This window comes from Gardnerella sp. DNF01205, assembly GCF_049244135.1.
Classification (GTDB): domain Bacteria; phylum Actinomycetota; class Actinomycetes; order Actinomycetales; family Bifidobacteriaceae; genus Bifidobacterium; species Bifidobacterium leopoldii.
In genome coordinates this window covers 1,254,374-1,268,169 of record NZ_CP058378.1, presented here as the reverse complement: position 1 = coordinate 1,268,169, position 13,796 = coordinate 1,254,374, and the positions used below count along the sequence as shown (strand labels likewise).

Genomic DNA, 13,796 nt, shown 5'->3' with positions numbered 1-13,796 from the left:
AGGACGCATTTATGAGGGTATACCTGTTTATTGCAGCAATTGCAGGCGGTGCTACGTGGCTTATTATGCCGCTTGTTCGTCACCTTGCGATCCGTATGGGTGCTGTTGGCAAAGTTCGCGCTCGCGACGTGCATACTATTCCAACGCCACGTATGGGTGGTGTAGGTATGCTTTTTGGTTTTGCAGTTGCGATGGCATTCGCTAGTTCTATGCCATTTATTTCCGGGCTTTTTGCAGGAACGCACCAGCCGTGGGTTGTACTAGCAGGAGCCGTTATGATATGCCTGCTTGGGGTATGCGACGACATTTGGGATTTAGATTGGATGCTAAAGCTTGCCGGTCAGCTGCTTATAGCTGTTTTTGTAGCGTGGGGAGGGTTGCAAATCGTAACTTTGCCGCTCGGTTCGCTCGTGACGGCATCTCCAAGCGTGTCAATCGCAATAACTGCAATACTAATCGTTGCTTCAATTAATGCAGTAAATTTTGTAGATGGGCTGGACGGACTGGCTTCCGGAATCGTTGCAATTGGAGGAATCGCCTTCGCAACCTACTCCTACATGCTCGCGCGCACGTCGCCATCCTACGCATCAATGGCAACTCTTATTGACGTTGCAATGGTAGGTATGTGCGTTGGATTTATTATGCACAATTGGCATCCTGCGAAACTTTTTATGGGCGATTCCGGCTCCATGCTAATCGGCTACTTAATTACTTGCGCGTCGATTATTATGACCGGTCATTTGGATCCGTCGGCTGTGCATACGAGTATTTATTTGCCTGTATTTATGCCGATTTTGTTGCCGATTCTTGTGCTGTTTTTGCCGGTTCTTGACATGTGCTTGGCTATTTTTAGGCGTGTTGCTAAAGGGCAGTCGCCAATGCATCCGGATCGCATGCACTTGCATCACCGCATGCTTAGAATCGGACATTCTGTGCAGGGTGCTGTGCTGATTTTATGGGGATGGGCTGCGCTAATTGCGTTTGGCTCTATTATGATTTTGTTCTTTAAAGCTGTGTATGTGCTTGTTGGAATGATTCTTGCTGCTGCGTTGCTTACTGTGCTCACAATGATGCCGTACTTGCGTCGTCGCCTGCCCGAACTTCGCAATTCGTAGCGTTTCGTTCGGAGTTTCGGCAAACGTCATAGCAAAAACGTATAGTAACCCTATGGCTACAACTGATATTAACACGAAATCCGTGTATGCTCCTGTTCCACCAATTTTCGAGAAGCTCGGTCTCGCTTATGACGATGTCCTTTTGCTTCCAAACGAAACTGATGTTATTCCGTCCGAAGTGGATACTTCCACTCGTCTGACTCGCGAAATTACCATGAAAGTGCCAACTATTTCGGCAGCTATGGATACTGTTACCGAGTCCGATATGGCTATTGCCATGGCGCGTAACGGTGGTATTGGAGTACTTCACCGCAATCTTTCTATTGATGATCAAGCTGCGCAGGTTGATATTGTTAAGCGCAGTGAATCCGGTATGATTACCGACCCGCTTACTGTTCACCCAGATGCTACGCTCGCCGATTTAGATAAATTGTGCGGGCGTTTCCATATTTCTGGTCTTCCGGTAGTGGATAGCGAAAATCATTTAGTTGGTATTATTACCAACCGCGATATGCGTTTTATTGCTTCCGAAGATTACGATCGCTTGAAAGTTAAGGACGTGATGACGCGCGAAAATCTCGTCACTGGTCCTTCCGATATTTCTAAGGAAGATGCTCACCGCTTGCTTGCGGATAACAAGATTGAAAAGTTGCCTTTGGTTGATGCTGAAGGTAAGCTTACAGGCTTGATTACTGTTAAGGACTTTGTGAAGACTGAGCAGTATCCGGATGCTACTAAGGATGATCAAGGTCGCTTGCGTGTTGCTGCTGGCATTGGCTTCCTTGGTGATGCTTGGCAGCGTGCGTGCGCTCTTATGGAAGCTGGAGTTGACGTGCTTGTGGTCGATACCGCAAACGGCGAGGCTCGCTTGGCTCTCGACATGATTCGTCGCATTAAGGCAGATAAGGCTTTCGACGGCGTGCAAATTATTGGCGGAAATATTGCAACTCGCCAAGGCGCACAGGCTATGATTGACGCTGGTGTTGACGCTGTAAAGGTTGGCGTTGGCCCAGGTTCTATTTGCACTACGCGTGTTGTTGCAGGCGTTGGTGTACCTCAACTTACTGCAGTTTACGACGCTGCTCAGGCTTGCAAGGCTGCTGGTATTCCATGCATTGCAGACGGCGGCATTCACTATTCCGGCGATATTGCTAAGGCTTTGGTTGCTGGTGCTGACACCGTTATGCTCGGCGGCACTTTGGCTGGATGTGAGGAAGCTCCTGGTGAGAAGGTTCTTCTTCACGGCAAGCAGTACAAGCTTTACCGCGGCATGGGCTCGCTTGGCGCAATGGCTCCTCGTGGTAAGAAGTCTTATTCGAAGGATCGTTACTTCCAGGCAGACGTTACCAGCTCCGACAAGGTGGTTCCAGAAGGCGTTGAAGGCGAAGTTCCATATCGCGGTCCACTTAACGCTGTGCTTTACCAGTTGCTTGGTGGCTTGCATCAGTCCATGTTCTACGTTGGTGCTCACAATATTAAGGAAATGCAAGAGCGCGGACGCTTTATTCGTATTACTGATGCAGGTCTTCGTGAATCTCATCCTCACGATATTGTGATGACTGCAGAAGCACCAAACTACAGCGGTTTCCACAACTAAGTCGCGTGGTGCGTAAGTTGCGCGATTAAATCGCGTATAAATCGCAACTATTTTAAACGGCGAAAAGTTACGCAAGTTACTCAAAACTTGCCTGCTTTTCGTCGTTTTTGTTTTGACAAGACAGATAAAATTATTATATAGTTAGTGGGATATCCCACTAAAAATGAGGTGATTTTGTGGAAGTAGTAAAAGATTATGACGTGCGTCTTGATAGTAAAAAGCGTGTAACTCTGCGTGGGGCTAAATATCCTTATTACAATGTTAAAGAATGCGATAATGGTTGTATTTTATTAGAGCCTCGTGAGCTTACTATTCCAAAGAGTATATCTTCTAGAACTCTTAAAAGTATGGATGAAGCAATTCGCAATTTTAATATTGACAAAGTCTCTGAACCAGTTGATCTTTCTGACGAAGCTCGTCGTCAAGCTGAAGCCCATGAGGGAAAATCATTTAATAACACAGATGAACTTATGCAGGATTTATTAGATGCTTAAATCAGTATTTCGTACAACTCAATTCAAAGTAGTCGGTGGGAAGATGTAGGCTGATGGGTTCGAAAAAATATTAGGAAAGGAACGAAAATGGCTGAAGCTAAGGAAGATCTTACGTTTACGCCGGAAGAGTCGCGCTTAATTTGGATTGATTGCGAGATGACGGGACTCGATATTTTCCACGACGAATTATGCGAAGTATCTGTAGTTCCAACCGACTTTAATCTGAAAGTTTTGGACGACGGCATTGATTTAGTGATTAAGCCAAGCGAAGCTGCTGTGGCTCATATGAACGATTTTGTGCGCAATATGCACACTTCTTCCGGACTTGTTGACGAGTGGAATAAGAATGGTTTGCCTTTGGAAGAAGCACAAAAGCAGGTAGTTGAATACGTAAAGCGCTTCCTGCCGGCTCGCGGAAAAGCTCATCTTGCTGGAAACTCCGTCGGTTCCGACAAAAAGTTCCTCGACCGTTACATGCCAGATTTAATGGCAAATCTGCACTATCGTGTAATAGACGTAAGCACGTTGAAGGAAATTTCGCGCAGGCTTTACCCGGACGTTTACCGCAATAAGCCGGCAAAACATGGCGGTCACCGTGCGCTCGCGGATATTATTGAGTCGATTGACGAGCTTCGTTACTACCGCGATATGATGTTCGTTCCAGCTCCAGGCCCAAGTGAGTCTCAAGCAAAAGCTGGCGCACAGCACATTGAAAGCACGAGCTTGCTTCGTGACTACGAACGCCGCGGAGAGGCGCTAGAAGACGTAAATTCTGCAGAAAAGCGCGACTACTAAATACAACGCTACTATTAAATAAAGCGCGACTACTAAACGCAATAAAAGGTACTGCCAATGAAGCAATCCGAAGCTCTAACCATAATCAACGCTGGTGCAAGCGCGTTCATTACCGGCGCTCCGGGTGCAGGTAAAACCTACGTATTAAACGAAGCTATTCGCGAAATGCGAAAGAACGGTTTAAGCGTGGCTGTAACGGCTTCTACCGGAATCGCAGCAACTCATTTAAACGGTCAAACCATTCACTCTTGGAGTGGAGTTGGAGTTGCAAACGCACTTACGGATACGCTTCTTAAAACCATTAGAGCTAGGCGAGGAAAGCGCATAAAAGCCACGGATGTGCTCGTGCTGGACGAAGTTTCAATGATACACGCGTGGCTTTTCGACATGGTTGACGAAGTATGCCGTAAAGTGCGCAAAAATCCCGCTCCTTTCGGCGGGCTTCAAGTAGTTATTTCGGGCGACTTCTTCCAGCTGCCTCCTGTTAGCACTTCTATGCGAAATCGTGACGTGTTCGAGCCGAGCCCGGAGTTTATTTCGTCGCGCGAAAAGTATGCTGCAGCTGGAAAAAATCCGGAAGGCTATATTACGGAATCTTTCGCCTGGGATGCTTTGAAACCTGTTGTGTGCTATTTAACTGAGCAACATCGTCAAGACGACGGTAAGTTACTTGATGTTTTAACAGATATTCGTAGCGGTCTAGTAAGTGACGACGATAAGCAAGTGTTGGCCAGCCGTCTTGGCGAATATCCTCAAGATGACGAAGTTGCAGTACATCTTTTCCCAACGAACGCGCAAGCAGATGGTTTAAATAATATGCAGCTTGCGGAAATTAATGCTGAGCCTCACGAATTCGTTGCAACGGAAGCAGGACCTAAAAATCTTGTTGAACGCTTAAAGAAGAATATGCTTGCTCCGGAGCGTTTAGTTTTGAAGGTCGGAGCTGCTGTGATGGCATTGCGTAATGACCAAGAAAAGCAGTATGTAAACGGCTCTGTTGGACGCGTGTTGCGTTTTGTGCCTGAATCTAAAGGTGGCTGGCCGATTGTTGAGTTTGAAAACGGAAATATTGTCACTCTTAAGCCAGCTGCGTGGGAAATGACGGACGGTGAGACTGTACTTGCTAGCGTAAATCAAGTGCCTCTTCGTTGCGCGTGGGGAATTACGATTCATAAGTCGCAAGGTATGACGCTCGATAGTGCGGTAATGGATTTGCGTAGAACTTTCGCTCCTGGAATGGGATATGTTGCGCTTTCTCGCGTGGAAAATCTGGGCGGTCTTTATTTGGAAGGTATTAACGATCGCGCGTTTAGCGTTTCAGTTGATGCCGTTCTACTAGATGGATCTTTGCGCGATGCTTCCAAACGTGCGAGTGAGATGCTTGCTAGCGATGGTGCTTCTGTATTTTTGACAGATAAGTTTGAAGGCGATTCTGCAAATCAGCAAGAGTTTGACATTTTTGGCGCTGTCAATTACGCAGATAATGAAGAGTTTTCCTTCGATGACGAGTTTTAGTGCGATTTTTTGTGGAACATTTGCGCGACGACCTGCCTGAGCGCTGCGATTTAGCGCGCGAAGGCAACTCGGAGCGGAAACTCGCTTAAGTTGGAAGTCCGGGGGACTTCCAACGCGAGTTTCGTAGCGAGCGCGTTACCCGCGCGAGCGTTTTGGTGCTTTTTTGAAACATTTGCCGTGTATTTTCTCTGGCGTTTGTTGTCGTTTTTGCGTATTTGGGAAACATTTGCCGGAGTTTTAACTGGGTTTTTGTCGCTGCTTTGGCTTGTTTGTTTAGCTGTGTAAACAAGTGTTTATGTCCTCATGCGCAAATAGATTGGAACGCATGAATTCCAATGTACTTCGTATGTCTCAGCTGTTCCTTCGTACGCTGCGCGAGGATCCTGCAGACGCGGACGTGACTTCCGCAAAACTTATGCAGCGCGCAGGCTATATTCGTAAATCTGCCCCAGGTGTGTGGACTTGGTTGCCGCTCGGACTCAAGGTTTTAAACAAGGTTCAAGCGATTATTCGCGAAGAAATCAACGGTATCGGTGCGCAGGAAGTCCACTTCCCAGCGCTTCTTCCGCGTGAGCCTTATGAGGCTACAAACCGTTGGGAAGAATACGGCGACAACATCTTCCGCCTTAAAGATCGTCATGAAGCTGACTATCTTCTTGCTCCAACGCACGAAGAAGTTTTCACGCTCCTTGTTAAGGATATGTATTCTTCGTATAAGGATTTGCCTGTTACTTTGTATCAGATTCAAACAAAGTATCGCGACGAATTCCGTCCTCGCGCAGGTCTTATCCGCGGTCGCGAGTTTATTATGCAGGATGCTTATTCGTTCTCAATTGACGAAGATGGTTTGAAGTCTGCTTACGTTGAAGAGCGCGCTGCTTACGCTCGAATTTTCAACCGTTTGGGCATTAAATACGTGATTGTTCACGCTGTTTCCGGTCCAATGGGCGGTTCTGATTCTGAGGAATTCTTGGCTCCAATGCCAATTGGTGAAGATACTTTTGCTCTTGCTCCTTCCGGAAAAGCTTGGAATGTTGAGGCTCTTACCACTCCAGAAATGTCTGAGATTGATTATTCTGCAACTCCTGCAGCAGAAGCGCTCGAAACTCCAGACGCTAAGACGATTGAAGCTTTGGTTAAGGTTTCTAACGATTTGCATCCGCGTAAAGATGGCCGCGAATGGCAAGCAGACGACACTTTGAAGAATCTGATTATTGCTGTTAAGCACCCGGCTGATGCTGAGGGTGGCGAGCATGAGGAGCCATGGCGCGAAATTGTTGCTATTGGTATTCCAGGTGACCGCCAGGTAGATATGAAGCGTCTTGAAGCTCAGTTTGCTCCTGCAGAAATCGAAGAAGCAACTGAGGATGATTTGAAGTCTCATCCTGAGTTTGTTAAGGGCTACATTGGTTTTAGCGTATTAGGTCCTCAAGCTCGCAAAGAGGGTAGTGGTATTGAAAATCCTGTTCGCTACTTGATGGATGCTCACGTTGCGAAGGGAAGCGCCTGGATTACAGGAGCTGACGAAGACGGAAAGCACGTTTACAACGCTGTTTACGGTCGCGATTTTGAAGCTGATGGTGTTGTTGAAGCAGCCCAGGTTCGTGACGGCGATATGAGCCCAGATGGTTCCGGTCCGCTTAGCTTCGAACGCGGTGTAGAAATCGGTCAGGTGTTCCAGCTTGGCTTAAAGTATTCTAAGGCTTTGGGCCTAAGTGTGCTTAACGAAAATGGTAAAGCTGTGCCAGTTTGGATGGGCTGCTACGGTATCGGCGTTAGCCGCGTGATCGCATGCTTAGCAGAAACACATCACGACGACGCTGGTCTCGCATGGCCTATGGCAATTGCTCCAGCTCAAGTTCACGTCGTTGCTACTGGCAAGGATCAGATTGCTTTCGACGCTGCTGAAAAGGTTGTTGAAGAGCTTAGTAAGCAGGGAATCGAAGTAATCTTTGACGACCGTCCAAAGGTTTCTCCAGGCGTAAAGTTTAAGGATGCTGAGCTTGTTGGCGTGCCGCTGATTGCTGTAGCAGGTCGCGATACCGTGAACAACGGTACGATTGAAATCCGCGATCGCAACGGCTCAAATGTTGAAGCAGTTCCAGTTGACGAAGCTGCAAGCCGCATTGTAGAGCGTGTCAAAATACTTTTGAATAAGTAAAATTTGGTGCGTAATTTTGAATCGTGAGAAATATTAATAACTTGTGGGCTCTGCGTTTGCATCCCACTTGTTTTATATATACGTAATAGGAAGAAGTTACACATATGTTTTGTGAAAAATGTGGATCACAAATTAGTGATGATCAGCAATTTTGTAATGAGTGTGGAGCGAGGATTGATTCTTCTATTGGTTCGCAAACTTCTGCAGAACAAATAAATAATCCGCAGCAAGCAGTTTATAACCAATCAGAACAGCAACTGTATACTCAGGTTTATGAGCAGCCTGTAGACGCGCTTAAGAATAAGAAAAGTAAGTATTCAAAATTAACAATTATTATTTCGGCAGTAGTTGCATTAGTTGTGGTAATTGCTGGAATAGTTTGTTTTTTGAATCTAAATAAAAGAGTAAATAGTGCTGATGGGTCTCATAATAACGTAATTAGTGAGGCTGGAAAACAATATAAAAAAGTTCTAAAAGATTTTAGCGAAACCAAATCTTCCGACAGTAGTGACATGAAGTATTACTACACGCTATGGGATATAAACAAAGATTCTATTCCAGATTTAGTGATTGCGTCTTCGCGCAGCGCTGATACTACTAGAATGATAGACGCTACATATGGCGTTCGTGTTGCTTCTTACGATGGTAAAAAGCTTATAAAATCTGAAGATTTGACCACTAGTAGCGATTCATATGCAACTTTGTATTTTAACAAGAATCATGATGGAATAGTTACACTTGCTCCATTTGGTTCCGATGCTACAAGTGATGGAGATATGCCTTGGACAAAAACAATATATCGCCTAAATAAACATCATAAATTCACAACTAGTTCTGAAACTGTTGAGCATCCGTTAGGAAGCGATGGTGTTGTTCAAGGAACTGATGAATTATCAAGAGTAGTAATGCCGTCGTTTATTTCAATTTCAGACATGAGAGGCGTTGACGCATTAGTGAATAATGAAGAGAATTCACAAAAAGTGCGTGAGCATAATAAGAATGTTCAGAATTGGATTGAAAAGGGTTACCAAGTCTACACTGGAACAATAAAGACCTTAAGTAAGGAAGAAGCTAAGAACTTACCTGGCGCTGATAAGGATGATACTACTGGCTTCCCAGACACTTATGATGATAATGCACGCTTTACTGTTCTTTTGCTAGATAATCCATCTTCAGTTACAGTGGCTAATGGTTTTATGGATTGTGCTTTAAGACCAACTATTACTTTCGCTAATAAAGTAGCTGTGCTTATCAGTGACTCTAATGATGGAACTAGTAATAATTTCAAACAATACGAAGGTAAGAGAATTACTATTGCAACGAAACCTAATGGCATTATGTATCATGGTGGTGATTTGCCTTATGGTCAGCCATCGGTTTCTTCTGATGACATACATGTGATTAAGTAGTAGATATCTCAGTTTCAGTAAATTAGGAAATACTTAATTTGCGAAATAGAGAATAAATAGATTTGCCGCCAGGAATGTTGATTCTTGGCGGCTATTTTATTTTATTCATATTAATTTGCTTACCGTTGCGCGAGTTTGAGGGATTTCTTGAGTTGCGATTTTATTTTTCTTAAATATCAGTTTCGCCCCCAAATTCATCATTCAAAATGTTTGCGTTAGAGTTATTTTGTTGTGCCCTATTGTTCTGCTGTGCTTGATTACTTTCTTTCGTATGATCATTTTTAGCGGAATCAGCGTTTCGCTTTGTAAATTGAGTAGTTCCACGATTTAAATCGTGACCAATAGTAGCCGCTTCTAAAATTATGCGATTATAATCATTGCCGTCTTTTGTCCAACTTTCAGTACTCAAATTTCCAGAAACAACAATTGCATCACCTTTATGCACGCTTTTAAGAACGTTTGAAGCCAAAGTTCGATACGCCTTCACAGTCATCCATGTGGTTGGACGCTCATGCCATTGCTGCTCATCATTTCGATAATAAGATTGTGTGCTTGCAATTCGTAGAGAACAAGCAGGAGAATTTTCGTTGCGTCCAAAACTTATTGGTTCTGCGCCTACAAATCCGCTAATAGTCACAGTTGACTGTTGTTGTACCATATTCATCATCCTTTCACGATTTGGACTGCAGCCATTTCAGCCCCGAAATCAGAGCCATCATTGCCCCTGAGCTTCGCAGCCACAAGGAAATGCCGCAGTAATAACAACTATGAATGTTTTGCGAGAATTGTTCTAGAAAATTCTTTTATTGTGGTTAAAAGCTATGTTTTAACCACAATTTATTAAAAATATTGACAATAAAATCACTTGTAAAACAGCAAGATTGCAAGCATTTTCGCAATAATTCCTTATTAAGAGATACTATTAACCTATATTTGTTGCATTGAATGAACAGAAGAAGAGTTTTTTACTATGAAAAATAATAAGCAGGGATTGGTGCGCAATTTAGCTATGCATGTAAATTCATGCTCATCTAATTTATTTAAATCATTTAGTTTTAAATCGAATAGTTCAATGAATTCGAAGAATACGATAGTTAAAAGTGCTGTAGTGAAGCATATTGTATGTTCGCTGATAAGCCTGCTTGCTGTAGTATCCTTTGTGTGCTTGTCTGCACAAAGCTCCATGAATATGAATTTGATGGGCATAAATTCGTTAGAATTAAGCAAAGAAGCATCTAATTCGTCTACGTCAAACCTGTCTATTAAAAACCCGATTATTAAACAAAAAAACGTTGCACGTAGTGTTGGCTGGGTTCGATCTGTTGATGTAGTGCGCTATGTGCTGGCTTCAATTCGTAATGCACGTTCGCGTTTATACGACGATCGTAGTATTTACTTTGAAGGAATTCCTTTGCAAGATTATGTGAGTCGTTGCGGTTTAACTAAACAAGCTTATGTGAATAATATTCAATACGATTCCGCAAATGAAGAGGATGCGTATCGTCGCGCACAAGAGACTGCTCAACATGGTAAATTTGGTCATTTTGCTCCAGATGGTAAAAGCGCACCTGATTTTAATGGTAGAAAAGCTTGGGGTGAAAACTTAAGCTGGGGTACAGATCTTGCTGGTTCTATGCGTTTATGGATTCAAAATGAAGAGGGACCATTGCGCGCTACTCGTGGTGCCTTTACTGACGAGAATGGTCATTTGTATCAAATTTTGAATCCACGAAATATCTCCTTTGGTTATGGTGAAGCTCAAGGCGGTCCGTACGGCATTGTTGGTGATTTAACTTTGTCGGAATATAACGGTGATATTGACTATCCTGATGGCAAAATTGGTTATGGAAGCCCTCAAGTTTATCAGCGTCCTGCTGCAGTAGCGAATAATACTAAGGCAGCTAAATCCGATAAGGATAAAAAGGACGACAAGGATAAAAAAGATAAGAAAGATAAGAAGGACGATAAAAATAAGAAAAAACATAAGGGTGATAGATCTAGCAAAAAGAAAGCATTTGGAAAAAATAAGCATTTAGCCAATAAGGTTAATTCTCAAATTGCAAATAGTAAAGATTCCGCTAAAAATACTGAAAAAACTGGTATTTCTGGAATGGTGGTTGCTGTAATTGCAATGGTAATTATTCTTTGTGCTGTAGTTGTATTTTCTATTTTACTTTATAAGTCACGCAAAAATGCGCGTACAAAAGCTGCTTCTGTAGACACTGCTGTTGCTAATACTGATACTGCTGTTGCTGATGCTGAAGCTGTAGCAGAAGTTGCTGATGCTGCTGTTGATAATGATTATGCTGCTGATAATGCTCCTGCTGTAGCAGAAGAAGCTGTTTCAAATGAGACTATTTCGCAAGATTTTGCTGCAGAAGAAGCTGTTTCTGCAGGTTCTGCCTCTGCGGAAGAATAAAAACTTATAAGGTTATATAAATTAAGCCTGCAAACGATTAGTAAAGAACGCTTGCAGGCTTTTCTATTTCTTATTTTCTATTTTCTGTGCTCAATTTGAGATGCTTTACCAAATGTGCACGCGCTCGCTTGGGTCGAGCCACATTTCGTCGCCTTCTTGAACATTGAAAGCATCGTAGAACAAGTCAACGTTGCGAGCAATGCCGTTAGTGCGGCATTCGGCTGGGGAGTGCGGGTCGATTTGAAGCAGCTGTTCCGCAATTTCATTACGAGCCTTGGAACGCCATACTAACGCGTAGCTTAAGAAGAATCGCTGCAAAGCAGTGAAACCATCTACTTCAGGAGCGTTAAGCAAGGTTTCGCGAATAGCATCATCACTTCCGTTGATTTCTTGTCCCTTGCTCTTTTGCAAGGCGAAAGCGTATGCTTTAAGCGCAATAGTCACGCCGCTTAAATCGCCAATATTTTCGCCGATTGTTAAAGCACCGTTTACGTGAGGTATCGCATTGCGCTCTTCTTTGCTCTTCAAGTGAGAGTACTTAACAATAAGCTGCGTTGGTGTGAAAGCATTGTATTGCTCAATAAGCTTCTTAGTGCGCTCAGTGAAGTTGGTTTTGTCTTCTTCAGTCCACCAATTGTTAAGTACGCCGTCGCCGTCGTATTCGCAACCTTGATCGTCAAAACCGTGACCGATTTCATGACCAATCACGGCACCAATAGCACCATAATTTGCTGCGTCTGGAGCGCTTGGGTTAAAGAATGGTGGTTGCAAAATAGCAGCTGGGAACACGATTACGTTCAGCAGAGGATCGTAGTAAGCGTTCACAGTTTGCGGAGTCATCTGCCACTCTTCGCGATCCACAGGATTTCCGGCTTTTGCAGTATTTTTACCAAAGCCAAATCGATAAACTTCGCGCATATTCTCAACTAAATCAGCGTCTTCCTTAATATTTAGCGCAGAGTAGTCAACCCAATGGTTTGTGTAACCAATATTTGGCTCAAATTTACTAATCTTTTCCAAAGCCTTCGCTTTAGTTTCCTCGCCAAGCCAGCTGCTGTGAGAAATCGACTCGCGGTAAGCGTTAATAAGATTGTCAACTAAGCCTTGCATGTATTCCTTAGAAGACTCAGGGAAATGCAATCGCACGTATTCGCGTCCAACTTCCTCGCCGCAGGCATCGTCAACAACTCCGACTGCTCGCTTCCAGCGGTCGCGTTGCTTTGTGGCTCCAGAAAGCACCTTGCCGTAGAAGTCGAATCTAGCTTCGGCAAAGTCTTCACTCAGTAAGATTGCCCAGCACAAAATCACGTGCACGCGTGCCCAAAGCTTTAAATCTTCTAAGTTAGTTTCCTGCCAAATCTTATTCAATCCTTCTATAAAGCTTGGCTCGTGAACTACTACTTTGCTAAAAGCTTCACGAAGATTGATTGGTTGATGTTCTGCTTCTTCGCAAGTTTCGTACGCTTTTTGTGCAGCATCTAAGAAAGCGTCGAGATTCAGCGCTTCAAGATTTTTTGCCAAATCAGCATAATTGCAAGGATTATAAGTTTTTTGAGAATCGCGAGTTGCCACGTTATCCCAATGATGCTTCGCGATTTTAGTTTCAACATTCAAAAAACGCTCGGCTTGAGCTTGGGTAGTGGCGGTATCTCCGTAACCAGCCAATCTCAACAACGAAGCTACCATTTTTACATATTCAGTGCGAATTGGAGCGTAGTTATCTTCGCGATAGTATGCTTCGTCTGGCAAGCCCAATCCCGATTGCTCAATATGCATAATATTCGTCTTAGGATCTTTAGGATCTCCGTAAACTCCAAAATAAAACATTGCATCTGGACCGCCGTACGGATTAAGCGCGCCAATAGTGCGAACCAAATCTTCCTTAGTTTCTGCTGAATCCACAGCGTCTAGATCGCCCTTAATTGGCGTAATTCCAGCTTTTTCAATAGATGCGGTATCCAAATAGTTACGGTATAAGGTTTGCGACTTTTTGGCTGGGCAATTTTCGTTTTCTAAAATATCTCGAATTTGCTTTTCTGCATCTTCTGCAAGCTTGTGGAAAGCACCATACATTGGTTTGTCTTCTGGGAGAGTGTAAGTGTCAATCCAAGGACCATTTACGTAACGGAATAAATCGTCTTGTGGACGAGTAGCCGACGAGAAGGAGGCAGGGTCGAAATCTACAGCAGAAATTTCCTTCTGCGATTCCTTATTATTACTATTATTACTATTGTTTTCATTGTTGTTAGACATGTGATTAGCTTACAAGTATTAAGCGACACTATTAGTTA

The 13,796-nt window shown here is 43.7% G+C and carries 10 protein-coding genes; 8 read left to right on the top strand and 2 right to left on the bottom strand.

Features of this window, described 5'->3' with window-relative positions:
• Positions 1-11: 11 nt before the first annotated feature.
• From HXT47_RS05260 to HXT47_RS05230, 7 genes are all read left to right on the top strand, one after another.
• Positions 12-1,115, top strand: a complete 1,104-nt coding sequence (locus HXT47_RS05260) for an MraY family glycosyltransferase (protein ID WP_004107423.1) — start codon at positions 12-14, stop codon at positions 1,113-1,115.
• A 52-nt stretch (positions 1,116-1,167) separates the two neighbouring features.
• Complete coding sequence (gene guaB, locus HXT47_RS05255; protein ID WP_112928771.1) at positions 1,168-2,712, top strand: IMP dehydrogenase; 1,545 nt, start codon at positions 1,168-1,170, stop codon at positions 2,710-2,712.
• Between the two features lie 176 nt (positions 2,713-2,888).
• Positions 2,889-3,206: a hypothetical protein gene (locus HXT47_RS05250; protein ID WP_082851852.1), complete on the top strand. Its 318-nt coding sequence runs from the start codon at positions 2,889-2,891 to the stop codon at positions 3,204-3,206.
• 87 nt (positions 3,207-3,293) lie between these two features.
• A complete protein-coding gene (gene orn / locus HXT47_RS05245; RefSeq protein ID WP_004118810.1) occupies positions 3,294-4,001 on the top strand; it encodes an oligoribonuclease in 708 nt (235 codons plus the stop codon).
• A 57-nt stretch (positions 4,002-4,058) separates the two neighbouring features.
• The gene (locus tag HXT47_RS05240) at positions 4,059-5,516 is read left to right on the top strand and encodes a PIF1 family DEAD/DEAH box helicase (protein WP_004107434.1); all 1,458 of its coding nucleotides are present in this window, start codon (positions 4,059-4,061) and stop codon (positions 5,514-5,516) included.
• Positions 5,517-5,841: 325 nt separating this feature from the next.
• Entirely contained in the window at positions 5,842-7,677 is a 1,836-nt protein-coding gene (locus tag HXT47_RS05235; RefSeq protein WP_004118825.1) for a proline--tRNA ligase, read from the top strand.
• 104 nt (positions 7,678-7,781) lie between these two features.
• Complete coding sequence (locus tag HXT47_RS05230) at positions 7,782-9,086, top strand: zinc ribbon domain-containing protein (RefSeq protein WP_231880158.1); 1,305 nt, start codon at positions 7,782-7,784, stop codon at positions 9,084-9,086.
• A gap of 169 nt (positions 9,087-9,255) precedes the next feature.
• On the opposite strand, the gene HXT47_RS05225 is transcribed toward HXT47_RS05230, so the two are convergent.
• Entirely contained in the window at positions 9,256-9,744 is a 489-nt protein-coding gene (locus tag HXT47_RS05225) for a single-stranded DNA-binding protein (RefSeq protein ID WP_004118831.1), read from the bottom strand.
• Between the two features lie 414 nt (positions 9,745-10,158).
• Here HXT47_RS05225 and HXT47_RS05220 point away from each other — a divergent pair, with 414 nt between their 5' ends.
• Positions 10,159-11,505 (top strand): CAP domain-containing protein, encoded by a 1,347-nt coding sequence (locus tag HXT47_RS05220; RefSeq protein ID WP_410295083.1) that lies wholly within the window; start codon positions 10,159-10,161, stop codon positions 11,503-11,505.
• A 105-nt stretch (positions 11,506-11,610) separates the two neighbouring features.
• Here the strand turns inward: HXT47_RS05220 and HXT47_RS05215 are convergent, their stop codons facing one another.
• Positions 11,611-13,758, bottom strand: coding sequence for a M13 family metallopeptidase (locus tag HXT47_RS05215; protein ID WP_421788966.1), 2,148 nt, complete (start codon positions 13,756-13,758; stop codon positions 11,611-11,613).
• Positions 13,759-13,796: the final 38 nt, after the last annotated feature.